The 23733-nt window shown below is 72.3% G+C and carries 20 protein-coding genes; 7 read left to right on the top strand and 13 right to left on the bottom strand.

Translation table 11 applies throughout. The annotated features are described in order from the left end of the window. Positions 1-3312 (top strand): hypothetical protein, encoded by a 3312-nt coding sequence (locus tag AB0J88_RS31380; protein WP_364348246.1) that lies wholly within the window; start codon positions 1-3, stop codon positions 3310-3312. Here the strand turns inward: AB0J88_RS31380 and AB0J88_RS31375 are convergent. Continuing rightward, on the bottom strand, positions 3277-6012 hold the full coding sequence (locus AB0J88_RS31375; RefSeq protein ID WP_364348243.1) for an AAA family ATPase: 2736 nt from the start codon (positions 6010-6012) through the stop codon (positions 3277-3279). The genes AB0J88_RS31380 and AB0J88_RS31375 overlap by 36 nt on opposite strands. 64 nt (positions 6013-6076) lie before the next feature. Between AB0J88_RS31375 and AB0J88_RS31370 the strand changes: the two genes are divergently transcribed. Together AB0J88_RS31370 and AB0J88_RS31365 are read left to right on the top strand one after the other, a co-directional pair. Then, on the top strand, positions 6077-6970 hold the full coding sequence (locus AB0J88_RS31370; protein WP_364348240.1) for a TIGR01777 family oxidoreductase: 894 nt from the start codon (positions 6077-6079) through the stop codon (positions 6968-6970). A 47-nt stretch (positions 6971-7017) separates the two neighbouring features. Continuing rightward, the gene (locus tag AB0J88_RS31365) at positions 7018-8706 is read left to right on the top strand and encodes a hypothetical protein (protein ID WP_364348237.1); all 1689 of its coding nucleotides are present in this window, start codon (positions 7018-7020) and stop codon (positions 8704-8706) included. A gap of 8 nt (positions 8707-8714) precedes the next feature. Here the strand turns inward: AB0J88_RS31365 and AB0J88_RS31360 are convergent, their stop codons facing one another. The 3 genes from AB0J88_RS31360 to AB0J88_RS31350 all read right to left on the bottom strand — a co-directional run bounded on the left by AB0J88_RS31360 (position 8715) and on the right by AB0J88_RS31350 (position 11359). Beyond that, positions 8715-9860: a PHB depolymerase family esterase gene (locus AB0J88_RS31360; RefSeq protein WP_364349355.1), complete on the bottom strand. Its 1146-nt coding sequence runs from the start codon at positions 9858-9860 to the stop codon at positions 8715-8717. Positions 9861-10002: 142 nt separating this feature from the next. Further along, positions 10003-10386: an SCO5389 family protein gene (locus AB0J88_RS31355; protein ID WP_364348234.1), complete on the bottom strand. Its 384-nt coding sequence runs from the start codon at positions 10384-10386 to the stop codon at positions 10003-10005. Between the two features lie 10 nt (positions 10387-10396). Then, on the bottom strand, positions 10397-11359 hold the full coding sequence (locus tag AB0J88_RS31350; RefSeq protein WP_364348231.1) for an ATP-binding protein: 963 nt from the start codon (positions 11357-11359) through the stop codon (positions 10397-10399). A gap of 89 nt (positions 11360-11448) precedes the next feature. Here AB0J88_RS31350 and AB0J88_RS31345 point away from each other — a divergent pair, with 89 nt between their 5' ends. Beyond that, entirely contained in the window at positions 11449-13233 is a 1785-nt protein-coding gene (locus AB0J88_RS31345) for a DUF2079 domain-containing protein (RefSeq protein WP_364349352.1), read from the top strand. Here the strand turns inward: AB0J88_RS31345 and AB0J88_RS31340 are convergent. Next, positions 13226-13822, bottom strand: a complete 597-nt coding sequence (locus AB0J88_RS31340; protein WP_364348228.1) for a maleylpyruvate isomerase family mycothiol-dependent enzyme — start codon at positions 13820-13822, stop codon at positions 13226-13228. The two genes, AB0J88_RS31345 and AB0J88_RS31340, sit on opposite strands and share 8 nt — an antisense overlap. A 76-nt stretch (positions 13823-13898) precedes the next feature. Between AB0J88_RS31340 and AB0J88_RS31335 the strand changes: the two genes are divergently transcribed. Both AB0J88_RS31335 and lipB read left to right on the top strand, forming a co-directional pair. Continuing rightward, on the top strand, positions 13899-14345 hold the full coding sequence (locus AB0J88_RS31335; protein WP_364348225.1) for a MarR family transcriptional regulator: 447 nt from the start codon (positions 13899-13901) through the stop codon (positions 14343-14345). Positions 14346-14481: 136 nt separating this feature from the next. Next, positions 14482-15120 (top strand): lipoyl(octanoyl) transferase LipB, encoded by a 639-nt coding sequence (gene lipB / locus AB0J88_RS31330; RefSeq protein ID WP_364348222.1) that lies wholly within the window; start codon positions 14482-14484, stop codon positions 15118-15120. 60 nt (positions 15121-15180) lie between these two features. On the opposite strand, the gene aspS is transcribed toward lipB, so the two are convergent. Beyond that, the gene (gene aspS, locus AB0J88_RS31325; protein ID WP_364348219.1) at positions 15181-16440 is read right to left on the bottom strand and encodes an aspartate--tRNA(Asn) ligase; all 1260 of its coding nucleotides are present in this window, start codon (positions 16438-16440) and stop codon (positions 15181-15183) included. 341 nt (positions 16441-16781) lie between these two features. Between aspS and lipA the strand changes: the two genes are divergently transcribed. Beyond that, positions 16782-17714 carry a lipoyl synthase gene (gene lipA, locus AB0J88_RS31320; RefSeq protein WP_364348216.1) on the top strand — a complete coding sequence of 311 codons (933 nt, stop codon included), beginning with the start codon at positions 16782-16784 and terminating at the stop codon, positions 17712-17714. Here the strand turns inward: lipA and AB0J88_RS31315 are convergent. The 7 genes from AB0J88_RS31315 to AB0J88_RS31285 all read right to left on the bottom strand — a co-directional run bounded on the left by AB0J88_RS31315 (position 17711) and on the right by AB0J88_RS31285 (position 22821). Then, positions 17711-18844, bottom strand: coding sequence for a tetratricopeptide repeat protein (locus AB0J88_RS31315; RefSeq protein WP_364348213.1), 1134 nt, complete (start codon positions 18842-18844; stop codon positions 17711-17713). The genes lipA and AB0J88_RS31315 overlap by 4 nt on opposite strands. Next, entirely contained in the window at positions 18807-19856 is a 1050-nt protein-coding gene (locus AB0J88_RS31310) for a tetratricopeptide repeat protein (RefSeq protein ID WP_364348210.1), read from the bottom strand. Before AB0J88_RS31310 ends, AB0J88_RS31315 begins: the two co-directional genes overlap by 38 nt. A 166-nt stretch (positions 19857-20022) precedes the next feature. Continuing rightward, positions 20023-20265 carry a hypothetical protein gene (locus tag AB0J88_RS31305; RefSeq protein ID WP_364348207.1) on the bottom strand — a complete coding sequence of 81 codons (243 nt, stop codon included), beginning with the start codon at positions 20263-20265 and terminating at the stop codon, positions 20023-20025. Between the two features lie 39 nt (positions 20266-20304). Continuing rightward, a complete protein-coding gene (locus tag AB0J88_RS31300; RefSeq protein ID WP_364348204.1) occupies positions 20305-20883 on the bottom strand; it encodes a tetratricopeptide repeat protein in 579 nt (192 codons plus the stop codon). Between the two features lie 15 nt (positions 20884-20898). Next, on the bottom strand, positions 20899-21402 hold the full coding sequence (locus AB0J88_RS31295; protein ID WP_364348201.1) for a DUF2199 domain-containing protein: 504 nt from the start codon (positions 21400-21402) through the stop codon (positions 20899-20901). 21 nt (positions 21403-21423) lie between these two features. Further along, entirely contained in the window at positions 21424-21720 is a 297-nt protein-coding gene (locus AB0J88_RS31290; RefSeq protein WP_364348198.1) for a DUF3303 family protein, read from the bottom strand. 72 nt (positions 21721-21792) lie between these two features. Next, positions 21793-22821, bottom strand: a complete 1029-nt coding sequence (locus tag AB0J88_RS31285; RefSeq protein ID WP_364348195.1) for a hypothetical protein — start codon at positions 22819-22821, stop codon at positions 21793-21795. Positions 22822-23733: the final 912 nt, after the last annotated feature.

The following is a 23733-nucleotide window of genomic DNA, read 5'->3' as shown; positions in this document are numbered from 1 at the left end:
ATGGCGGAGAAGCTGAGCTACGCGTACGCGGCGCGCCTCCTCGGCGGCGGCGAGAGCAGGCTGGTGAAGGCCCTCGACGCGGCGACCGGCGGCCTGCTGCTCGGCCTGTCCGGCCCCGTGCCCGGGGTGCTGAGCCTGTTCGACGCGAAGTCCGAGTTCATCCGCCTGTCGCACGAACTGGTGCGCAAGGCATCGGAACACCGCAGCGGCCTGTCCCGCTACGATCGCACCCAACGCTTCGAGGCGGCTCACACGGTCATCGTCATCGCGGCCTTCTTCGAGGCGCTGCGGGACGACGACCTCCCGTTCCGCCTCGCCGATCTCGAACTGACCGCGGGCGAACAGGTGACCATCGCCACGGGCACCACCGTGACGGACGAGCTGCGCGGCCTGCTGACGAGCGCGCCGCCCGTTCCGTTGGCCCACTACGGCCACGACGTCAACCTCGCCGCCGTGAACGGGTTCTATCGGGACATGGGCCAGCGCCTGAGCCAGTTCGTCGGTCAGCTCGCGATCTGGGAGCGGTTACCCGAGCACGGCCGGACGGCTTTCGTCACGCGGCTCGAGGCGCTGCCCGACGCGGCCGTCGACCGCTACGCCGAGCTGTTGCGGCAACTGGCCGCAGACTTTCCCGAGGTCAGTTTCTGGATCAACCTGGGTCAGCACGCGGAGACCCGCACCGAGGTGCGCGCGTTGCGCGCCGGGCTCGCGCGGCTCGAAGACGCGCTCACCCGAAGCTCCACGGGGCACTCCCCCCGCACACGCAGAGGCGCGCTGGCCCGCGCATACCGAGACGAGCTGGACAAGCCGGTGGTGAGCGGTGGAGAGGTGCCCGACAACCTTCGGGTGCCCGTGCTCGGCGCCGCCTACCTCGCCCCGCGGTTTCGGGTCAGTGATGGCGGCACCGCGGACAAGCCGAACGAGGAAGGCTGGTGGGACGGGCACGAGGTTCGCGACGACTTCGACGAGTTCCTGGTCGGCCACCTCACCTCGAACGTCGCCCTCTCCGCTCCCCTTCTGGTGCTCGGCCAACCGGGCTCGGGCAAGTCGGTTCTCACGAAAGTGCTCGCCGCCCGCCTGCCACCGGCTGACTTCATGCCGGTCAGGGTCCCGCTCCGTGAGGTACACGCGGCTGCCGACCTCCAGGAGCAGCTGGAACAGGCGATTCGCAAGGAGACCGGCGAACGCCTGGAGTGGCCCGCCTTCACCGCGTCGGCCGAGGGCGCCCTCCCGGTCGTGATGCTCGACGGTTTCGACGAGTTGCTTCAGGCGGTCGGCGTCAGTCACACGGACTACCTGCGCAAGGTGGCCGAGTTCCAACGCCGCGAGGCCGTGCAGGGCCGTCCGGTCGCGGTGCTGGTCACCAGCCGCACCGCGGTGGCCGACCGCGCCTACGTGCCGGCGGGAACGGTCGTCCTGCGGTTGGAGCCGTTCGACCAGCCGAGGATCGAAGCGTGGCTGGACATCTGGAACGAGCTGAACGCGGCTTCCTACCGGGCGACGGGCGTCGCACCGCTGTCGGCCTCCGCGGTCCTGGCCCAGCGCGAGCTGGCGGAGCAGCCGCTGCTCCTGCTGATGCTCGCGATCTACGACGCGGACGCCAACGCGTTGCAGCAGCTCGGTCCCGACATCGGCCGGTACGAGCTCTACGAGGCTCTGCTCACCACGTTCGCCCGCCGCGAGGTCGAGAAGCACCGCGCGGGTCTGTCGCAAGCCGAGCTCCACCGGGCCGTCGAGGAGGAGCTGCGCACGCTGTCGGTGGTGGCCTTCGCGATGCACAACAGGGGCAACCTCTGGGTCACCGAGGAGGAGCTGCAGTCCGACCTGCCGGCGTTGTTCGGCATCCCCCGGGTCCCAACGGCCGGCACCGACCTGCGGGTGCCGCTGCGCGCCGCGGAGCTGATGGTCGGCCGGTTCTTCTTCGTCCACCGTGCGCGGGCGGAGGCCGGTGGTGAGGACCGCCGCGAGACCTACGAGTTCCTGCACGCGACCTTCGGCGAGTTCCTGGTCGCCCGCCTCACCTGCCAGGTACTCCAGAACATGGCGGCGCAGGAGAGGGCGACGATGATGTCGCTGGCCGCGGCTCCCGTCGACGACGACCTGCTGCACGCCCTGCTCTCGTACACGCCGCTGACGTTCTCGACCGCCATTCCCGGGTTCATCGAGGAGAGGCTCGCCTCGGACGAGGGGCTGGCCGGCCTCACGACCCGCCTGTACCTGGCGGCCGGGACCGCTCCCGCCGCGCGTCGTTACGGCGACTACCGCCCTCAACGCCTGCCGGACGCGGCCCGGTTCGCCGCCTACAGCGCCAACCTCCTGCTGCTGCAGCTCTGCGCGGTCCGCGAGATCTGGTACTCGCAGCTCTGCCCTGCCGGTGCGGACGTGGTCGAGACCTGGCGCCGCCAGGCACTGCTGTGGCGTTCCCAGCTCCCGGCCGACCCGTGGGGCAGCCTGGTCGCGGTCGTCCGGGTGGAACGCCTCTGGAGCGAGGGCCGCCGCGAGATCCGCCTCACGTGGGCCGCCGAGCTGAGCGCCGACCGCATTGATCCATATTGGACCTACGATCTCCCACCCGGCGACGCCGGCGAACACCACGCCTTCACGCACTGGAACGACGGTCCGGACGCGTTCCTGGACCGGGCACGGTTCGAGTGCGATCGCATCGACGACGTCATCGGCCACGCGATCGAACCACTGCTGCTCCCCCTCGGCGCGAGCATCCACAGCTTCGCCGCCCAGCGGCCGGACAGCTTGGCATCGGCCGCCCACCTGCTGCTGGACGCCTGGCTGATCCCGACGCGGGAGCTCACCACGGGCGAGCGGGAAGCGGTCTACGAACGGGTTGCCACGGCGGCGACCTACGACTGGCCGATGTGGGGCGACCAACAACGGTCGAACGTCGCCAGGCTTCTCCTCGACCGCCTCACGACCGACGACGAGGTGCCGACTCCGCTGGCGGCGAAGGTGGTGGAAAGGCTTGCCGCCGACCTGGATCTCGACCTCGAGCAGTCCCTGCCGAACCCCTTCGTGAGATGCCTGCTCGCGTTGACCGGCAGGGACGGCGACACCGACCCGATCCTCTTCGACATCCTCACCCGCTACGTGCGGAGCTACGCCTACGTCCTGAGCCCGCCCGCGGACCACCTCATCATCGAAGCCGTGCTGCGGTTCCACGAGCTGGGCTTCGCGGACGAGCAGCTCCTCGGCAACGCGCGGCGGAAAGACTGGGACGAGACGCTGGCCGGCCGTCCGGACCTGGCACGGCGGCTCGAAGCGTTAACGGCCGACGGCGTCGCCGACCTGGGTGCGTGAGGTGACGCCGAGCTTGTGCAGGATGTTGCTGACGTGGACCGCGGCCGTCTTGGGTGAGATGTAGAGGCGCTTCGCCAGCTCCGCGTTGGTCAGGCCGTCGGCGATCAGCAGTGCGACCTCGCGCTCGCGCGGCGTCAACGCGGCCGCTCCCGTGACGCCCTTGTCGCGCGGGGTCAGGCCCAGTTGGTCGCGTACCCGCTCGAGCGCCGCCACCCGCCATCCGCCCCAGCGCGCCAGCAGCTCGCCGGCCCGAGCCGCCTCGGTCGCGGCCTCCGCCGGGCGGTCGAGCGCGAGCGCGCACCGGGCCGCACCCACCGCCGCGGTCCCCCGCACGGACGGTGGCAGGATCAACGACCCGCAGACGGCCTGATAGCCGGCCAGGGCCTCGGGCAGCCGCCCGGCCACCTCGGCGAGCTGGGCGTCGACGAGCGTGCGGTAATCGTCCCAGACGCTGTCGTCCAGGAGGGCGTGGGTCAGCTGCGCCAAGCGCTCCTCCGGCAGCCCGCCCTCGATGGCCGCGGCCAGCAGGTCGTGGGCCTGGGAGCCGCTGCGCCAGCTCTGTTCGGCCACCGCCGCCAGCACCTCGTCGAACAAGGCGGACGTGTCCCCGTCGCTCCGGCAGGCCAGGTGGAAGGCCAGTCCCGGCACCGTCAGCGGCTCGACCGTCGGCCCCGAGCGCAGCGACTCGATGATGGTCGCGACGCCGTCGTGGGCGCCGGACTCCAGATAGAGGCCCGCCAGGAAGACCGCGTGGTAGTCGGCCCAGCGCCCACGGCGCAGATAGCTCCGGTCGCGCTCGCGACCCTGCTCCAGCGCGGCGATCGCGCGCCCCAGATCGCCCTCGCGGACCGCGATCCGCGCCTGGCCCTGGTAGTAGGCCGCCACCGCCAGCGACTCGAAGCCCGCTCGCTCCGCGTCGACCCGCATGCGCTCCAGGAGCTCGGCGTGCTCGGCCGGAGAGTTGGGCGGCACGCCCTGGACCAGCTCGTTCAGCGCGCGGGCGGCCAGCACCCACTCGCCCGCCTTCTCGGCCTCGTCGACCAGGCCCGCCAGGATGGCCTGGCCCTCGGCCGCCGTGGACGGCCACTCGGTCATCGCCAGGCCCTTTTCGACCAGGGCGGCCAGGCGGACCCGGGGCAGGTCGAGCTCGGACGCCAGCGCCAGCGCGCGGTCGGCCCAGGCGATGGCCTCGGCGGTCTCGTCGCGCAGCATCGAAGACTGGGCCACGGCGGTCATCGCGAGCGCCTGGTCGGCGCCCGGTGGCAGCTCGGCGATCAGCAGCTCGACCTCGTGGGTCAGCTCGTCCATCTCGGCGACCTCGTCGGCCTCCCAGGCGAGCCGGATCATGAGGTAGAGCGCGTCGTTGCGGTCGGTGGCCGAGCGGGCGCGGTCGCGCCAACGGCGGGCGTAGCCGATCGCGTCGGGCAGCAGGCCGGCCAGCCAGGCCGCGCGCGCGGCGCCGGCCAGCAGCGACGGGTCTTCGGCGTCTTCGGCCAGGCCCATCTCGGCCAGCTCCAGCGCCTGGTAGGCCGAGCCGATCGACAGGTAGAGCGCGACCCCGCGCCGGGCCGCCGCCAGCATGTCGTCGTAGCGCCCGGCCGCCTGGGCGTGGTGCGCGAGCATCGCCGGGTCGTGCGGGAGCCGGCCCTCGGTGTCGGCGAGCAGGGCCTCCAGGGCCGCCTCGTGCAGCCGACGACGCTGCCGGCCGATCAGGTGGCCGGCGATCGCCTCGCGGAGCAGGGCATGCCGGAAGCTGAACTCGTCGTCGCCGGTCTCGACCAGCACGTCGCGGGCGACCAGGGCGCCCAGCGCGCGGATCAGCTCGTCTTCGCCGGCACCGGTCACCGCGGCCAGCAGGTCGAAGTGCACCCGGTGGCCGAGCACGGAGGCGGCCTCGACGATGCGGCGCTGCTCGGGCTCCAGGTCGTCGACCTGGCGGCGGAGCACCTCGGCCAGGCTCCACGGCAGGGGCTGCTCGTAGACGGCTTCGAGGTCGTCGCCCTCGTGGCCGCGGAGCAGCTCTTCGAGGAAGAACGGGTTGCCGCCGGTGCGCTGGTGCAGCGCGGCGACGGCGCGCGGCGGTGCGGGGCGGCCCGTGACGGCGGCGAGCAGGGTGGCGGTGTCGGCCTCGTCGAACGGATGCAGGTCGAGCCGGGTCAGCGCGTGGCGGCGGCCGAGCCGGGCCAACAGCGCGGTCACCGGGTCGCGACCGGTCACCTCGGCGGGCCGGAAGGAGCCGATCAACACCAGCGGACCCTCGAGGTCGGCGATGCGCTCGAACAGCGCCGCGCTCTCGGAGTCGGCCCAGTGCAGGTCTTCGAAGACGATCACCGCCGGGCGCCCGGCGATCAGCTCGGTCACCAGGCGGACGCCGCTGTGCAGGCGCTCGACGGGGCTGCGGGCGGAGTCGCCCAGCTCGCCGAGCAGCACGGGGTCGACTCCGTCGCGGCCGTCGAGCGCGTCCATCAGCACCTCGTAGGGCCGCGACAGCGAACCCGGCTCGGCCTGGCCGACCAGCACCACGGTGTCGGCGTCGAGAGTGGACAGCAGCTCGCGGACGAGCCGCGTCTTGCCGACGCCCGGCTCGCCGGCGATCATGGCCACGCCGGAGCGGCGGGCCGCGACCAGCTTGCGTAGCTGGCGCAGCTCGCGATCGCGCCCGATCATCACCGGGCTGGCGCCTCCCCGCGTCGTCCGCACGCGGACAGGCTACCCGTGACCACCGACAACTCCGCAGCGCCCGAAAACCAGGGAGAATGCGGGCATGCGGATTCTCATGGCCGGCGCGTCCGGCTTTCTCGGCAACCGGCTCATCACCGGCCCGCTGCGCGGCCACGAGATCGTCCGGCTGGTGCGGCGGGCGCCGCGCGGCGCTGACGAGATCCGCTGGACCCCGGCCTCCGGCCAGCTCGACCCGGCCGTCCTGGACGGCGTCGACGCGGTGATCAACCTGTCCGGGGCCAACATCGGCGACCAGCGCTGGACCCCGGCCTACCGGCGGCTGCTGCGCGACAGCCGCGTCGAGCCGACCCGGACGCTCGCGGAAGCCATTGCGAAGAACAGCCGCCCGAAGACCTTCATCAGCTCCAGCGGCATCAACATCTACGGCGACACCGGCGACCGGGTCGTCGACGAGACCGCCACGCCCGGCGAGGGCTTCTTCCCCGACCTCTGCCGCGTCTGGGAGGCGTCGACCCGGCCCGCCGAGGAGGCGGGCGTGCGGGTGGTCCTGCTGCGCAGCGGCGTACCCCTGGAGAAGGACGAGGGCTTCCTCAAGCCGCAGATGCTCCCGTTCCGGCTCGGCATCGGCGGCCCGATCGCAGGTGGTCGGCAGTGGGTGCCGTGGATCTCGTTGGACGACTGGCTGCGCGCCGTGGGCTTCGTCCTGGAGGAGCGCACCGACATCGCCGGCCCGGTCAACGTCTGCTCTCCGGTGCCGGTCACCAACGCCGAGTTCACCAAAGCGTTCGGCGCCGCGCTCAAGAGGCCCGCGGTGCTGCCGGTGCCCGAGTTCGGCGTGCGGCTGGTGGTCGGCGGGGTGGCCGAACTAGCTGTCATGAGCACGCGTGCCGTGCCGGGCGTGTTGAGCCGGGCCGGGTTCGCCTTCCGTCACCGGGACGTCCGTTCCGCGCTCAGCGAGGCCCTCGCGGATCGGTGACTGCCGATTCGGCAGACTGCGCATCCGCGCCCGAATAGCCTGACCGCATGTCGGCGGCATCGGGCGACAACAACGCGCTTTCGCTGTTGGCGTGCGTGTTGTTCGTCCTGGGACTGGTGATAGTCGCGTTGGCGGTGGCCCGCCGTCGCGCGGGCGACCGCGCCAAGCCCCGACACCGCCTCGATCGGGACTCCGGTCACACCAGTCACCGCCGCCGCAGGAACCTCTTCCGGCGCGAGCGGGAGCGGGCGGAGAAAGCAGCCAAGGCTGAGCCGGCGCCGCCGGCGCCCGAGCCGGTGCGCGTCTTCGACGAGCCGCCCGCCTCGGCGTGGGCGCCCCCGGACCAGGGCGGTTGGGCACCGAGCGACGAGACCGGCGGCACGACGCGGCCGGCGGGTCCCGCCGGTCCGGCCGAACGCGCCGGTCCGCGCGACGACGCCGACACCCTCGACCTCGGCGGCGACCTGCCCACGGCCCGCCTGCTCGCGCAGGCGGACGCGGCACTGGTCGCCGCCGACAACGCCCTGTGCACAAGCGAGCAGGAGCTGGCGTTCGCGCAGGCCCAGCACGGCCGGGACGCGACGGTGGCGTTCGTCGAGGCGGTCACGGCCGCGCGGGCCGACGTCGCGGAGGCGTTCCGGATCCGGCAGCACCTCGACGACCACGAGCCCGAGGACGAGTTCAGCCGGCGGCGGGTGCTGCGGGCGATCGTCGAGCACTGCGCCGCCGCCAGCCAGCGCCTGGACGCCCGGGCCGAGCCGTTCGAGCTGCTCCGGTCCAGCGAGGAGGCGCGCCTCGGCGGCCGGCTGACGGTCCGCCGCGACGAGGCCAGGGCACGGCTCACGGTCGCGGGGACGACCTGGAAGGAGCTGACCGCCGCGTACGCCGAGAGCGCGCTGCGCCCGATCGCGGACAACCTGACGCAGGCGGCCGCCAGGATCGACTTCGCCAGCGCGGAGATCGAGCAGGACGGCCGCCGGACCGGCCTGCGGACCGCCCAGCAGGCGCTCGGCCAGGCCGAGGCGTTGTTGGACGCGCTGGACACGTACGCCGCCGACCTGGCCACGGCCGAGGACGCCGCCGCCGAGCTGCTCGCCGACCTGCACGCGGAGGTCGCGGCCGGCAAGGCCGTGCTCGCGATGGCCGGCCGCCCGCCCGGCAACGCGCGGGGTGACAAGGTCGGCCTGGCCGCCGACGTGACCCGGGCCGACGAGGCCGCCAGCGCGCTGGCCACCGAGCTCGCCGAGGCCCGACCGGACCCGGTGGCCGGCCTGCGGCGGCTGGAGGCGGTCTCCGGACCGCTGGGCGAGTCGCTGGGCGCGGTCCGCGACCCTTCGTCCCGGGTCGCGCACGCCCGCGAGCAGCTCGACCAGGCCATGTTCGCGGCCCGCGCGACGATCGACGCGGCGGCCGGCTTCCTGGTGACCCGGCGCGGCGCGGTCGGGGCGCGGGCGCGCACGCGGCTCTTCGCCGCCCGCTGTGAGCTCGGCCAGGCGGCCGTGGCCACCGAGGCCGAGCCGGTGGAGGCGCTGGCCGCCGCCCGCGCGGCCGAGTCGCTGGCGAACCAGTCGCTGGCCGCGGCCCGGGCCGACGTCGAACGCTGGTCAGCTCCCGAGCTCGAGGGTCTCGAGTCCGCCCTGCTCGGCGGCATCGTGCACGCCCCGGACCGGACGGGCCGCCCCTACGGCAGCCGCTTCGGCGGCCCCGGCACCAGAGACCGGGACCGCGCGGCCTAGAAAGCGGATCAGCAGCCGACCACCCAGAAGTCCGGGCCCGTCTGGCGAAGTGCGTTCGTCTGGAACACGTTGTAGAGGCCCATCGCCTGGTTGGAGCCTCGGGCGTATACGTACCCGAGCTGCTGGTAGGCCCGTCCGGCGGAGACGTGCGCGTAGTTGGTCGCGGTGACGCAGGGACCCGACGTCGGTGGCGGGGTCGTCGGCGGCCCGGAAGTCGGCGGCGTGGTCGGCCCGCCGGTGTTCAACCCGAAGAACGTCGCGTCGTGGTACGCCGAGCAGATGGTGTCGAGGAAGTAGGCCGCCGCCGTGCCGCACTGGTCGGCCGCGCCGCCCGGGTCGACCGGCGTCCCGTGCCCCATCCCGGACACCCGGTAGACCCGCACCTGGTCGTTGCCGTAACGCTCCACCGTGGTCCCACCGGTCAGCGAGGACGTGCTGGTCGGGCTGGCCGAGATGCCGAGCACGTTGGTCCACTGGTCCCGCGACTCGTTGGCGTTCGCGGTCGCGACGGTGAAGTCCGAGCTGCCGTGCCAGACGGCCACCTTCGGCCGTGGACCGGTGTAGCCGGAGTACGCGCCGCGGACGAGGTCGCCCCACTGCGCCGGTGTCTTGTCGACGCCCGGGTTCATGCAGCTGAACGCGTTGACCATGCTGGTGGCGCAGCGGTACGGGATGCCCGCGATCACCGAGCCCGCCGCGAACACGTCCGGGTAGGTGGCGAGCATGACCGCGCTCATCGCTCCCCCGGCCGACAGCCCGCTGACGTAGACGCGGTTGGCCGCCGTGCCCCAGGTGCTCACCGCGTACGCGACCATGTTGCGGATCGAGGCCGCCTCGCCCTGCCCCCGCGCGGTGTCGCCCGTCTCGAACCAGTTGAAGCACGACGACGAGTTGTTGCCGCTGTTCTGCTGCGGGATGACGAGCGCGAACCGCCACCGGTCGGCGAACGTACGCCAGCCGCTGTTGGTGAAGTAGCCGTTGGCGTCCTGGCCGCAGCCGTGCAGCAGCACCACGGCCGGAGCGCCGCTGGGCAGGCCGTCCGGTCGGTACGCGTACATGGCCAGGTTTCCGGGGTTGGACCCGAAGCCGCTGACCTGGGAGAGCTGTGCCGCCTGCGCGGGCGCGGCCAGCGCGAGCACAGCCGCGACGACCAGCGCCGCGCCGGCGGCACAGAGGGACAGGATTCGTTTCGTCACGGCGACCTCCCTGGAGGTGTTTCAGGGAGGCTACGATTCGCGACCATCGATCTGACATGGTCGACGAGCCCACACTTCGCCGGTCATCGATGTGGCGGAGTTAACAGTCCCGGAGCTCGGGAGACTGGTTGCGGAGCTGGGCGCGCGGCGAGACGAAGTCCCGGTAGACCGCGCCGTCGACCGCGCCCGGCGGGAACGCGGCGACGCGGTGGCAGTTCTGGAAGGCCAGCTTGACGCTGAAGTGGCGCTCCAGCGCGCCCCGGATCGCGTCGCTGGCCAGCGCGCGCAGCAACTGGCCACGCTCGGCCTCGCTCGGCGGCGGCACCGCGTGCTCGGCCACGTCGGCTCCGGCCCGGGAGGCGACGTCGGAGACGACCTCCCAGGCGTACGGCAGGGAGGTGCGCACGCATTCGACGAAGTCGGCGTCGTCGACGGGGCCGGCTTCGGCGCGGTCGAGCAGGTCGGCGGGAACGGTCAGGGACATGTCTCTCTCCTCAGTGGACGAGCAGGTGGTGGTCACCCAGCACGAAGTCCGGGTCGATCTGGTCGGTCAGGTCCGCTCCGGCCCGGTCGTTGGCCCAGGCGGTCGCGTTGCGGCGATGGAACTCGGCGGCCTGGCGGGCGTAGCGCGGCCAGTCCTTCTCCGCGGCGTCAGCCGCGCGCCGCAGCAGGTGGAGGGCGGCGTGGTTGTCCGGTTCGAGGGCGTCCAGCGGCCGCACCTCACCGCGCTCCGCGGCCCGGACCCAGTCGGAGCGGCCGAACCAGGTCAGCAGGTCGGCGCCGGCGTGCGTGCGGAGGAACTCCACGTCCGACGCGTCGGTCACCTTGTTGCCGACCACGTGGACGCGCACGTCGTGGTCCCGGGCGTAGCCGAGGTACTGCCGGTAGACCCCGACGCTGCGCAGGGTCGGCTCGCAGACCAGGAACGTCGCGTCGAAGCGGGTGAACAGGCCGGACGCGAACGAGTCGGCGCCGGCGGTCATGTCGACCACGACGTACTCGCCCGGGCCGTCGACCAGGTGGTTGAGCAGGAGCTCGACCGCGCCGACCTTGCTGTGGTAGCAGGCGACGCCGAGGTCCTGCTCGCCGAACGGCCCGGTGACCGCGAGCCGCACCCCGTCGACCTCGCGGACCGTGGCGTCGTACACCGGATTGGTGCCGCCGACGGTGAGCAGCCGCGAGCCGCGACCCGGCGGCGTGGTCTTGACCATCGCGGCGGCGGACGCGATCCGCGGGTTGTCGCCGCGCAGGTACTCCTTGATCTCCGCCAGGTGGTCACCCAGCGCCGGGAGCACGGCGTCCTCACCCCCGCCGAGTGCGGCGGCCAGGTGCTGGTTGATGTCGGCGTCGACGGCCAGAAGCGGTGGGCGGTCCGGCGCCGCGGCCAGGTGGCGGGCGAGCAGAGCGGCCAGTGTGGTCTTCCCGCTCCCGCCCTTTCCGACAAAGGCGATCTTCATGGTGACATTGGAAGTCATTTTCAATAAGATCGCAAACAACGGGCGCTTCCTGGGCGTGTCGTCCCGATTGGTAGCCTCCGCCCGTGTCGATCGCGTCCCCCGCTCCCCCAGACGTCGCAGAGGCGGCACCCGCACGCACCTCCCGCCGGCGGGCAGACCTGCTGGTCACCGGCATAGCGCTGGTCCTCGCGGTGTGGGTGACGAGCGGCCTGTGGATCGACCCGAACGGCCGCGCGATCAAGGTCAACTCCAGTGACCAGGCCCTGTTCGAGTGGCTGCTCTCCTACGGCGCGCGGGCGATCACGCACGGGGAGAACCCGTTCTTCACCCACCTGATCGGATTCCCGGACGGCGCCAACCTGGCCGTCAACACGTCGATCACCGTGTACGCGGTGCTGTTCGCGCCGCTGACGTTCCTGCTCGGCGCCCCGGCGACCTTCCTGGTGGTCCTGACCCTCAACCTGGTCGCGACGGCGTACGCCTGGTTCTGGCTGCTCTCCCGCCACCTGGTCACCTCGAGGCCGGCGGCGGCGACCGGCGCCCTGTTCATCGCCTTCGCGCCGAGCATGGTCTCGCACGCCAACGCCCACCTGAACTGGACAGCCGGCTGGCTCGTGCCGATCGTGGTCTGGCGGGTGCTGCGGCTGCGCGACGGGCACTGGCTGCGCGACGGCGCGATCCTCGGCGTGCTGGTCGCCATCGCGTTCTCGATCGCGGCCGAGGGCCTGTTCTTCATCGCCCTGGCCTGCCTGGTCTTCCTCGGCGTCTGGTCACTGTCGAAGGCCACCCGGGCCGAGGCGCGCGCCGCTCTGCCGTCGATGCTGCGCGGCCTCGGCGTCACCGCGGTCGTGGGTTTCGCCCTGCTCGCGTACCCCATCTGGATGCATTTCCTGGGTCCGCAGCGGTTCCACGGCACCGGTTTCGACGCGCGCGTGCACAGCGAGGACATCGCGGGGTACTTCGCGTTCCCGCAACGCTCGCTGGCCGGCGTCCTCGGCCTCGACACCTCGCTGGCCCCGAACGAGACCGAGGAGAACTCGTTCTTCGGCCTGCCGCTGGTGCTGCTGGCGGTGGGAGCGTTCTGGTACCTCTGGCGGGTCGCCGAGCCGGGCCGCCGCGCCACGCTGCGCGCGCTCGGGGTGACCGCGCTGGTCTTCGCCGTGCTGTCCTGGGGACCGGCGGTGAAGATCTTCAAGAACTACACCGACATCCCGCTGCCGTACGCGCTGCTGAACCCGCTCCCGGTCTTCAACGCCGCGTTGCCGCAACGGCTGGCCCTGGTGGTCACGCCGATCGTCGGGCTGCTGCTCGCCCTGCTCGTCGACGCGCGGCCGCGGGGCCGGGCCTGGCTGGCGGCCTTCGCGGTGGCGCTGGTGCCGATCCTGCCGGTCAACCTGCTGACGGTCGCCCGCGAGCCGATTCCGACCTTCATCACGTCGGGTGCGTGGACCTCGGTCGTCCCTCCTGACGGGGTGATCGCGACCGTGCCGTTCACCCTCGACACCGTGCCGGACGGGCAACGCTGGCAGGCGTACGCGTGGACGCACGGTCAGGGTGAGTTCTCGCTCGCGTCCGGCTTCTATCTCGGCCCAGGCGGCCCCGACGGGCGTGGGCGGATCGGGCCGGTGCCGCGCTACACCGACGGGATGCTCTACGAGGTGGCGCGGACGGGCGTGGTCCCGGCGATCGGGCCGGCCGAGCAGGCCCAGGCGCGGGCGGACGTGGCCTACTGGCGACTCGACGCCCTGGTGCTGGCCGACCGGATCCACGGCTCGAAGTGGCCGGTCCAGCACGACGCGCTGCTGACCGCGACCAGGGCGCTGTTCGGCCCGGGCGAGCGGATCGACGACGTCTGGGTGTGGCGGTTCACGTAAGCCGGCCGTCCCGGCGCCCGGACAGGTGCAGCACGAGGGCTTCGATCGGGCCGCTGACCACGGTGCCGCTGCCCACCGACCAGTCGGCATCGGTGGCCTCGAAGCGGTGGCCCGCCAGCCTGCGGCGGGCGTGGAACGGCCAGCCCATCTCCCAGATCCGGGTCGCGGCGGCACAGGCCGCGTCGACGGGCATCGGTCGGCACAGACCCAGCGGGATCGCCACGTCCTGCACGTGGATCAAGGTGTCGAAGAGGGCGTTGCGGTAGTTGGTGACCGCCGGCAGTCTCCGCGAGGCGGCGTGGGTGCGGAGCTCCTCGACGAGCGCATCGGTGTCGCTCTTTGCGGCGTGCGCGACGGCCACGTCGTGGTTGAGCCGGTCGAAGCTGCCGCGGGCCGCGATGGCCGCCCGAACCATCGCCGACGGGCCGGGCGGGTTCGGCGCCATCGCCACATGGGCGGCCACATCCCGCACGCGCCATCCGGCGCACAGCGACGGCGTCTCCCACTGCTCAGGGGTCAAACCGGTCAGCAGGTCGACCAGGGCCAGCCGCTGCGCGGTGATCACCTGCCAGCTCGTCTCGCGATCCATCGCCCGCACCCGCTAACTTAGTCAGAGTATCTTACCAATTAAGTCAGACTCTCTGACTATCGTCAAGGAGCGCTGGGTGGCCGACGACTCGCTCAACCTGGGACTGCTGCTGTTCATCCCGTACCGGGCGCTGGAGAACCGGGTCTTCGCCGCGTTGCGCGCCCAGGGCTTCGCGGACTTCACCCCGGCGCAGGCGCGGGTGTTCCAGCGCATCGCCCCGGGCGGAACACGGTTGACGGACCTCGCCGAGCGGGCTCAGGTGACCAAGCAGACCGCCGGCTTCCTGGTCGACCAGCTCGAGAAGGCGGGCTACGTCGCGCGGGTCCCCGACCCGGCCGACGCGCGCGCCCGGCTGGTGCGGATCGCCGCGCGGGGTGCCGCTGCGATCCCGATCGCCGCCGCGGCGGTCGCCGAGGTGGAGGAGGAGTGGGTGGCCCACCTGGGGGTCGAGGCCACCGAGCGGCTCCGCGGCACGCTCACCCGGCTACGGGAGATCACCGACCCGTTCACCGCAGATAGCTGATCGCGAAGGCGGTGCCGACCAAGGCGAACATCGCCAGCGCGGCGACCCCCGCATGGACGAGGACCAGCGCCCGGGTCACCATGACGCGAATCATGTCAGGCGGTCCCCCGGCCGGGCGAGGGCTACGCTTTGGGGCGTGACCAGCGTGCTTCCCAAGCTCCAGGCCCGCCGCCTCGGCACCGTCGACTACCAGGTCGCCTGGGACGAGCAGCGTCGCCTCCACGACGAGGTGGCCGACGGTGTCACTCCCGACACCGTGCTGCTCCTGGAGCACCCGTTCGTCTACACCGCAGGCAAGCGCACCGAGCCCTGGGACCGGCCGACCGACGGCAGCCCGGTGATCGACGTCGACCGCGGCGGCAAGATCACCTGGCACGGGCCGGGTCAGCTGGTCGGCTACCCGATCCTGCGCCTGCCCGCCCCGATCGACGTGGTCGCCTACGTCCGGCGCACCGAGCAGCTGCTCATCGACACGTGCGCCGAGCTGGGCCTGGCCACCACCCGCATCGAGGGCCGCAGCGGCGTCTGGGTGGCCGAGGACGACCGAGGGCCGGCCCGCAAGGTCGCCGCCATCGGCATCCGGGTCTCACGGGGCGTCACCCAGCACGGGTTCTCGATCAACGCCGACTGCGACCTGGCCGCGTACGACCACATCGTGGCCTGCGGCATCCGCGACGCCACCACGACCTCGCTGACCGCGGAGCTCGGCCGTCAGGTCACGGTCGACGAGGTGCTGCCGATCGTCGAGCGGCGCCTGCCGACGCTCCTCGGCTGAACGGTGCGGCGGCTTCCGCTGCCGCCCGGCTGAGCGAGGAGCGCCGGCTCTCCGCGTCGTCTACGGCGTCAGGCGGTGCAGGTCGCGCGGGAAGACCGCGACCTCACGCACGTTGGTCGCGCCGAGCAGGCGGGCCACGAAGCGCTCCAGGCCGATCGCGAAACCGCCGTGCGGCGGCATGCCGTGCCGGAACGCCTCGACGTAGGTCTCGACGCCGGTCAGGTCGCCCTTGAGCGCCGCGACGTAGTCGGCGTACTCGTGCAGCCGCTGCCCGCCGGTGACCATCTCCAGGCCGCGGAACAGCAGGTCGAACGAGTTCGAGTGGGTCGGGCGGCCCGGCTCGGGATGCGTGTAGAACGGCCTCTTGCGCATCGGGTAGCCGGTCACGAACAGGAAGTCCGAGCCGTGCTCGCGGAGCGCCCACTCCCCCAGCGCCCGCTCGTGCGCGGGGGCCAGGTCCGGCTCGTCCTCCGGCGCACCGGCGATCTCCAGCGCGGTCGTGAAGTGGACGGCCGGGATCTCGGCCGGCACGTCCGGCATCTTCACACCGGGCAGCCGGTCGGAGACCGCGTCCGTCATGCCGGCCACGACGTCGCGCAGCACCGCCATCACGTCCCGGTGGTCGTCGATGAAGCCGAGCTCGACGTCGAGGGACGTGTACTGGGCCAGGTGCCGGGCGGTGTCGTGCGGCTCGGCGCGGAACACCGGGCCGACCTCGTAGACCTGCTCGAACACGCCGACCATGAGCTGCTTGTAGAACTGCGGGCTCTGGGCCAGGTAGGCCCGGCTGCCGAAGTAGTCGATGCCGAAGACGTTGGCCCCGCTCTCCGTGGCCGAGGCGACGATCTTCGGCGTGAAGATCTCGGTGAAGCCGCGGGCGTCGAGGGTGGCACGGAACCCCTCGGCGGCGGCCGCGGCGGCGGTGACCGCTCGGCGTCGGGTCGCGTGCCGCAGGGCCACGGACGCGTGGTCGAGCTGGGTGGGCAGGTTCGCCGTGAGCAGGGGCCGGTACAGGTCGAACGGGGGCGGGGCGGCGGCGGCGCTCAACGCGCGTACCACCGGTTGGGTGAGCTCGACCCCCAACGGCGCGGCGCTGTTGATCGTGACCACACCGGTGACCTCGACGACCGTCTCCTCGGTCAGCCCGTCGAGCTGCTCGCGGGTCTTCTCGTCGCTGACGACGATCTGCACCAGGCCGGCCCGGTCGCGCAGAATAAGGAAGGCGACCGCCTTCAGCACGCGGCGGCGGTGGACCCAGCCGGCTACGGTGACGGTTCTGCCGGCGTGGGCGGGAAGTTCGCTGGACAGGATGCGTTGCATGGTGGGCCTCCTCGTCGGTCGCAACGCGATCCCCGGGAGGTGTGGGCGAGCGGGTTCCTCGCGGTGCCACCACACCTTCGCCCCAGGTGTTCCGGGGCCTCGTTTTCCTTGCTGGCTCGGGAGTGTCTTCGCGACCGGCGCCGGGCCACCGTCACAGCAGCTGGTGGCTCTCTCTGCCGGCGTGGTCGATCGCTACTTGGTTCCGTCTGCGCCGTTGCGGCAGAGATTACCGGATGCCGGCAAACTGTTCGACGCGTGACCGCCGTCACAGCTCTGGTTGCACATGTGTTCCGTGTCGCCCTGTATGCGGGAAGGATGAACACCGGGATACGCTCGGATTCGTGACGATCGCTCCAGAAGGCCGCCGGCTCCTGCGCATCGAGGCGCGGAACGCCGAGACGCCTATCGAGCGCAAGCCACCGTGGATCAAGGTCAAGGCCAAGATGGGCCCCGAGTTCACCTCGCTCCACGGTCTGGTTCAGCGCGAAGGCTTGCACACCGTGTGCCAGGAGGCTGGCTGTCCCAACATCTACGAGTGTTGGGAAGATCGCGAGGCCACCTTCCTGATCGGCGGCGACCAGTGCACCCGCCGCTGCGACTTCTGCCAGATCGACACGGGCAAGCCCGCCGAGTTCGACGCCGACGAGCCCCGCCGGGTCGCCGAGTCGGTCGCCACGATGGGCCTGCGCTACGCGACGGTCACCGGCGTGGCCCGCGACGACCTGCCGGACGGCGGTGCCTGGCTCTACGCGGAGACGGTCCGCCAGATCCACGCCCTCCAGGAGGGCTGCGGCGTCGAGCTGCTCATCCCGGACTTCAACGGCACGCCCGCGCTGCTGCGCGAGGTCTTCGAGTCGCGGCCCGAGGTGCTGGCCCACAACGTCGAGACGGTCCCGCGGATCTTCAAGCGGATCCGGCCGGGCTTCCGCTACGAGCGGTCGCTCGACGTGATCACCCAGGCCCGCGAGTTCGGCCTCGTGACGAAGTCCAACCTGATCCTGGGCATGGGCGAGGAGCGCTCCGAGGTCTCGCAGGCGCTGCGCGACCTGCACGCCGCCGGGACCGAGCTGGTGACGATCACGCAGTACCTGCGCCCGTCGCCGCGGCACCACCCGGTCGAGCGCTGGGTCAAGCCGGAGGAGTTCGTCGAGCTGGCCCAGGAGGCCGAGCAGATCGGCTTCGCCGGCGTGATGAGCGGCCCGCTGGTGCGCTCCAGCTACCGGGCTGGTCGGCTCTACCAGCAGGCCCTGGCCGCGCGTACGCCGGCCGTCTAGCTCTGTTCGGTGGCCCGGGCGCGCCAGCGCTGGGCCGCCGACCGGTCACCACGTTCGTCGGCGTCGTCAGCGAGCTCGACCAGCTGGTCGGCGGTGGCGGCCCGCTCCGCGCGGCGGTACCACCGGTTCGCCCGCCGCTGCGCGCCCTGCCGCTGCGCGAGGATGCCGAGGCCGTTCATCGCCAGCGGGTCGCCGGCCTCGGCGCCGTGCCCGTACCAGCGTTCGGCCTCCGTCAGTTCGCCGGCCCTCTCGTACAACCGGCCCAGGTTGTAGCCGGCGAAGACGTTCCCGGCGTCGGCGGAGCGCTCGTACCAGAGCCGGGCGCTGTCCAGGTCGCCCTCCTCCTGGTGGAAGAGCCCGACGCTGAACATCGCGTTGTGGTGGCCGGCCTCGGCCGCGGCGTGGAACCAGCGCCGGGCCTCCGCGCGGTCGCCCCTGGTCTTGCACAGGACGGCCAGGGCCTGCATCCCCCGGTCGCTGCCGGCCTCGGCCGCACGCCGGAACCACCGCTCGGCGTCCGCCGGATCCCGCTCACGCAGCGACCAACCGACGATGTGCATCGCGTCCGCGTCGCCCTCAGCCGCTCCGCGGCGGAACCAGCGCTCGACCGCCTCCTCGTCGACCGTGCGCGTCGTCAACTCGACGAGGCCGTAGAGCGACATCGCGTCGCCGGCCTCGATGCCCTGTAGCCACCACCGTTCCGCGTCCGCGCGGTCGCCGCTTTCCCATCGGAAGCGACCCAGGTTCCCCATCGCCGTGGCGTTCCCGGCTTCGGCGCCGTGCCGGTACCAGCGCTCGGCCGTCTTCGTGTCGCCGCGCTCCCGGCAGAAGTCGCCCAGCCGGCTCATCGCGTCGGTGTCACCCGCCTCGGCCGCCTTCAGGAACCAGCGCTCGGCGTCCGTCCGCTCGTCCTGGCGGTCGTAGAAGGCGGCGAGGTTGAACAGCGCGGTCGGGTGCGCCGACTCGGCCGCACGGCGGAACAGCCGCTCGGCCTCGTCGCGTTCGCCCCGCTCCTGGAGCAGGGCGCCGAGCTCGCACATCCCCCACATGCTGCCGGCGTCGGCGGCCCGCTGGAACCACGGCTCGGCCGGCTCACCACGACCCGCCATCAGGTGGCCCAGCTGGAGCATGGCGTACTGCGCTCGCGGCGTCGTCCTGGCGGATCAGCCGGCCCAGGTGGAACATCGCGTCGGGGTCGTCCTCGTCGGCGCCACGGCGGAACCACCGTGCGGCTTCGGCGTGGTCCCCGCGATGGTCGAGCACGACGCCGAGGTTGACCATCCCCTCGACATCGCCGGCCTCGGCCGCGGTCCGGTACCAGTGCTCGGCACCGGCGGGGTCGGCGCGCTCGTCGAGCAGGTTCGCGAGGCGGACCATGGCGTCGGTGTCGCCGGCCTCGGCACCGCGGCGGAACCACCGCACGGCCTCGTCCTGCCGGCCGCGGTCGAGGAGGGCGCGAGCGAGACGGGTCATGGCCTCGGGCTGGCCGTCCGAGGCGCCGCGGCGGTACCACCGTTCGGCCTCGGCCGGCTCACCTCGTTGCTCCAGCGTGCTTCCCAGCCAGACGACCGAGTCCGGGTCGCCGGCATCCGCGGCGAGTCGATGCCACCGCTCGGCCTCGGCCGGGTCGCCGTGCTCCTCGCCCATCTCGCCGAGGTAGTGCATGGCGACGGAGTCCCCGTCGTCCGCGGCGCGCCGGAGCCACTTTCGCGCCCTGGCGACGTCGCCGGTCGCGCGCAGCAGCTGGCCGAGCACCACCATCGCGTCGGTGTCACCGGCGTCGGCGCCCTGGCGGCCCCAGCGCAGGGCGCCGGCCCGGTCGCCCCGGCGTTCGAGGAGGATGGCGAGCTTGGCCATCGCGCCGGTGTCGCCCGCGTCCGCGGCCCGCTCGATCCGGCGGGCGGTCTCGGCCGGATCCTCTTCCTGGGCGGGCACCCCACTGTCCGCAGTGGACGCGGTCGGGTCGCTCCGGCCCTCGTCGGGCCAGGCCAGTGCGCCGACCAGCCCGCCGACGACGAGCAGCCCGCCGAGTGCGCCGAGCCAGTCCTCGGCCTCGCCGCCGCTCAGGTCACGGGCGAGGTAGCTGACCACCACGATGAGGCCGGCGCCGGCTGTCGCCCACATCAGCCATCGTCGACGCATGGCCACATGGTCGGCCATCCGGTCCAGCCGGGACGAGCCGCCGACCGGCTCGACTTTCCGGACCGCTCGTGCCGTGACCGCGACCCGGCGCGGACGTGGCAGCGCAGCGCAGCGGAGCGGTCTCCGGCGGGAGCGACGGTCGCGCCCACGACGGACCCGGGACCGGCTATGGATGGCTCTCTTCGCCGGCCCGCGTGGCCAGCAGGTCGAGCGCGCGCGGTGCACGGGTCTCGGCGATGAGCTCCAACAACCGGCTGCGGACGTCGTGGTCGGTCTCGGCCCGGAACGCGTCGATCAGCCGGTCGACGTGCTCGGCCGCCAGGGCGCGCAGCCGCCGGAAACCGTCCTCGGCCAGCTGCGGGTCACGGCGTCGCATCAGAAGCAGGGCCCGCGCGAACTCGTCCGCCATCGTCGCAGGTTAGACCTCCGCGTGCCGCGTGCGCGAGAGTCAGTCGTCGCGGGACGCGCGCAGGCTGCCGAGGTTGACCTTCGCGTGGTGGTTGCCGGCCGCGGCGGCGCGTTCGTACCACTCCTCCGCCGCCGCCAGGTCGCGGCGTTCCTCGGCCAGGACGCCGAGGTTGAACATGCCGCTGGCGTTGCCCGCGTCGGCGGCCAGGCCGAACCACCGCCGGGCCTCGTCGACGTCGCCGCCCGTGCCGGCGAGGATGCCGAGGTTGACCAACGCGTCGGTCTCGCCCGCCTCGGCCGCGCGGTGCAGCCACTGCTCGGCGCCGGCCCGGTCGTCGCGGTCCGCCAGGAGCCCGGCCAGGTTGATCATCGCGTCGGTGTCGGCGGTCTCGGCCGACTGCCGGTACCAGCGTTCGGCCTCGGCCAGCTCGCCGCGCATCGTGAGCAGGACGCCGAGGTTGACCATCGCGCCGGCGTGCCCGGCGTCGGCGGCCCGCTGGTACCACTCCTCGGCCTCCGCCAGGTCCCACCGGTCCTGCATGATCTGCCCGACGGCGGCCATCGCGTCAGCGTCCCCACCCTCGGCGGCCCGTCGCAGCCACCGCTCCGCACCCGCCATGCTCCCCATCCTCGCTCACACGTGCAGAAGCAGCTCGGCGAACTCCCGTACCCGGGCGGTGGTGATTCCCTCGCGCTGCTCCACGGCCAGCGGGTGGTCGGTCGGCTCGAGCCGCAGGATCGGGCGCTCGCCGACCGGCTGGGTGACCACGTGGGTCTTGAGCCAGAGCGTCGAGGGTTCGTAGCCGGGCAGGTCCGTCGACAGCCAACCGAAGTAGTGCGGCTCCCGCTCGCGGCCTTCCGTGGTCCACAGCTCGGTCATGCGCCGGTAGTTCGGCTCGCTGAGCGTCGTCCACACACCCCAGTCGAAGGTGGTGTCCGCGTCGACGACCGGGATCAGGATGCGGGCGCGCACGAAGAAATGCTCGCCGCGGATGACGCACCGCTCGTCGCCGAGCTCGCTGTCGTCGTCGGCGGCGAACTGGTCGCTCCAGACCGCGGGCGCGTCCGAGCCGTAGGAGAACGGCGGCCCGGCGTGGTCCTGCGCACAGGAACCACAACGAAAACTCGTCTCGATCACTGCGGCACAGTACAGCGCGACTCAGCGCTTCGACAGCCTGCTCAGCCCTTGGCGTACGTCGTCGGCCGTCATGGCGGGAGCGAAGTCGATCCTGGCCTTGAGGCCGGCGAAGAAGGGCTCGGCGACGTCGATCATCCGGGCGGGCTCGTCGAGCTCGAAGAACATGTACATGGTGCGCAGGCCGTCGCGGGTCGTGAAGTAGACGGCCTCGGGGTTGAACCGGTCCATCGTGGAGTCCATCACCGTGGCCATGCTGCCGTCGGCGATGGCGTCGTTGGCCGCCTCGGTGTCCATCTGCATCGTCATGACCATGCGCATCGCGGTTCCCCCGTCCAGCCACCAAAATCCAGACCAGTCTCCCGCGTACGCCCGGGGATGCGTTGTGATTTGTCAGCTTTCCTCTCGGCCGGGCTCCCGCGTCACCGACGCCAGCCTCGTGCGGACGCGCGCCCACCGCGGATCGCCGGTGACGTCCACCGCGCCCAGGCCGATGGACGACGCGCCCAACGCGATGGTCCCGATCCCGAGCAGCAGCAGGCCGCCGGCGATGAACGCGGCCCCGACAGCGATCCCGGACACACCCAGTCCGATGTACGCCGACCCCAGGAGCAACGGCCGGTCCGCGGAGTACGCCACCCACGCGCAGCTCAGCGACAGGCCGACGCCGATGCCTCCGATGCCGAGCAGCACGAACCCTGCGGTGATGGCGGCCACCCCCACGCCGGCCACCGCCACGCCAGCCCCGACGAACGCGGCGCTCAGCAACATCTCGCGGCGGAGGATGACAGCCAGCCCGACACCGATCAACGCCAGCCCGCCGCCGAGGGCGCCGATCCCGAGCAGGCCGTAGTCGTCGACGAGGAAGGCCACCCCCATGCCGATCATCGGGACCCCGACGGCGATCCCGGCCACGCCCAGCCACCCTTCCCGAGCCGCCGCCACGCCGACGCCGACCCCGAGCAACCCGACGCCGATCCCCATCAGCCCGATCCCGGCCAGCCGGTGTCCGTCGACGACCAACGTCGCCCCGCCACCGATCAACGCCACGCCACCGCCGACGGGCGCCAGCCCGCCGAGCACCTGCCACCACGTGCGGTCGCTGGTGATCAGCAGGACCGCGGCGGTGCACGCCACCGCCACGAAAACCGCGTACGGGACGACGGAAGCCGGGCTCATCGCGGAGACCACGACCGACACCAGGCTCACGGTCAGCAGCCCGCGGCTGCTGTAACGGACGATCGGCGCGCGCCGCCTCCCACGCAGCCACACCGCGGCCGTCAGCAACCCCGCGGTCGCCAGGGCGACGGCGAGACCGCGGTAGCCCGTCTCGTCGCTGAGCAGGTTGACCGCCATGCCGCCGGCCCCACCGAGCAGCACGGTGGCGAGCCGGGCCGGCCAGTCGGTGCGTTTGTCGGTCACGATCCCACGGTCGCAGAGCCCGACAAATCGGCGGTAGTGGCCGGTCGGTCCAATGGCGACAGCGGATCGGCGCGCGAAAGCGGCGAGCCGCCGACCGCCCCCTCCGGGGCTTGGTCGGCGGCTCGCCGGTCGCTGCGTGGATCAGACGTCGTAGTTCTAATGGCGCGGGTGCCGGGAGCTGGTTCGCTCTGTCGGGAATGGCCCTTGAGCTGGGCAGACGCTACGCATCAATTGTCATCAGTTTCCGGTGGTTTCGAGCGCGACTTGTACCGGCGTTGTGCCCGTGGATCACGGCTGGCCGTGAACCGGCGACCCCTTCCGTGTCAACTAGGTCAATCCGCCTGCGCGACATGGACTCTTGCCTATACGCGCTGCTCGTGGTCTGGGTGGTCGTCGGCCTCAGACGGCTGGCGTGGCGTCGGGTAGGAAGATCGTCTCCCAGATTTCTCCCTCCAGCGGTGTGCGTTTGGGTCCGCCTAGGGCGTACCGCCGCTGTCACCCACAGTGCTCGCGTCAAGAGCATGCGTGTAATCGCCACCGCCGCCCTTACCGCGCAAGCTCCCTCGCCGCGTGCTTCGGTTCTCTCTCGCGACCTGCCGTGTGGCACGTCTGGCTCGCCGCAGCAGTTCATCTCGGCTGAGGGCTCGGGAGGCTCGGGAGGCTCGGCGGTGCATGACCCACAGCGCCAGTGCCGCGAGGGTCAGCAACGCGACGGCGACCACTACCCAAACCGTGAGCCGGCTGTCCACGTCCGCACGGTAACCGACGACGTCGACGTTTCTGTATCCGGCGTACAGGCTGACTCGCCCGTCGCACTCCCGGTAGCTGGCCTGTTCACCCTGCCTGACCTGCTGGTTCGAACGTCGGTACCGGTCGACGTTGGTCGATGTCGGGTGGCGTTTGACGGCCCGG

Source organism: Asanoa sp. NPDC049475, assembly GCF_040676915.1.
GTDB lineage: Bacteria > Actinomycetota > Actinomycetes > Mycobacteriales > Micromonosporaceae > Asanoa.
Note: the sequence above shows the minus strand (reverse complement) of the source record. Positions and strands in the feature narration are given on the sequence as shown.

What these genes read in the sequence shown, in the direction of transcription:
- AB0J88_RS31370 (WP_364348240.1), top strand. Translation starts at nt 6,077, where the DNA reads ATGCGGATTCTCATGGCCGGCGCGTCCGGCTTTCTCGGCAACCGGCTC.
- AB0J88_RS31365 (WP_364348237.1), top strand. Translation starts at nt 7,018, where the DNA reads ATGTCGGCGGCATCGGGCGACAACAACGCGCTTTCGCTGTTGGCGTGC.
- AB0J88_RS31355 (WP_364348234.1), bottom strand. Translation starts at nt 10,386, where the DNA reads ATGTCCCTGACCGTTCCCGCCGACCTGCTCGACCGCGCCGAAGCCGGC.
- AB0J88_RS31305 (WP_364348207.1), bottom strand. Translation starts at nt 20,265, where the DNA reads ATGGCGGACGAGTTCGCGCGGGCCCTGCTTCTGATGCGACGCCGTGAC.
- AB0J88_RS31380 (WP_364348246.1), top strand. Translation starts at nt 1, where the DNA reads ATGGCGGAGAAGCTGAGCTACGCGTACGCGGCGCGCCTCCTCGGCGGC.
- AB0J88_RS31340 (WP_364348228.1), bottom strand. Translation starts at nt 13,822, where the DNA reads ATGGATCGCGAGACGAGCTGGCAGGTGATCACCGCGCAGCGGCTGGCC.
- AB0J88_RS31350 (WP_364348231.1), bottom strand. Translation starts at nt 11,359, where the DNA reads ATGAAGATCGCCTTTGTCGGAAAGGGCGGGAGCGGGAAGACCACACTG.
- AB0J88_RS31290 (WP_364348198.1), bottom strand. Translation starts at nt 21,720, where the DNA reads ATGCGCATGGTCATGACGATGCAGATGGACACCGAGGCGGCCAACGAC.
- AB0J88_RS31310 (WP_364348210.1), bottom strand. Translation starts at nt 19,856, where the DNA reads ATGCGTCGACGATGGCTGATGTGGGCGACAGCCGGCGCCGGCCTCATC.
- aspS (WP_364348219.1), bottom strand. Translation starts at nt 16,440, where the DNA reads ATGCAACGCATCCTGTCCAGCGAACTTCCCGCCCACGCCGGCAGAACC.
- AB0J88_RS31315 (WP_364348213.1), bottom strand. Translation starts at nt 18,844, where the DNA reads ATGCTCCAGCTGGGCCACCTGATGGCGGGTCGTGGTGAGCCGGCCGAG.
- AB0J88_RS31300 (WP_364348204.1), bottom strand. Translation starts at nt 20,883, where the DNA reads ATGGCGGGTGCGGAGCGGTGGCTGCGACGGGCCGCCGAGGGTGGGGAC.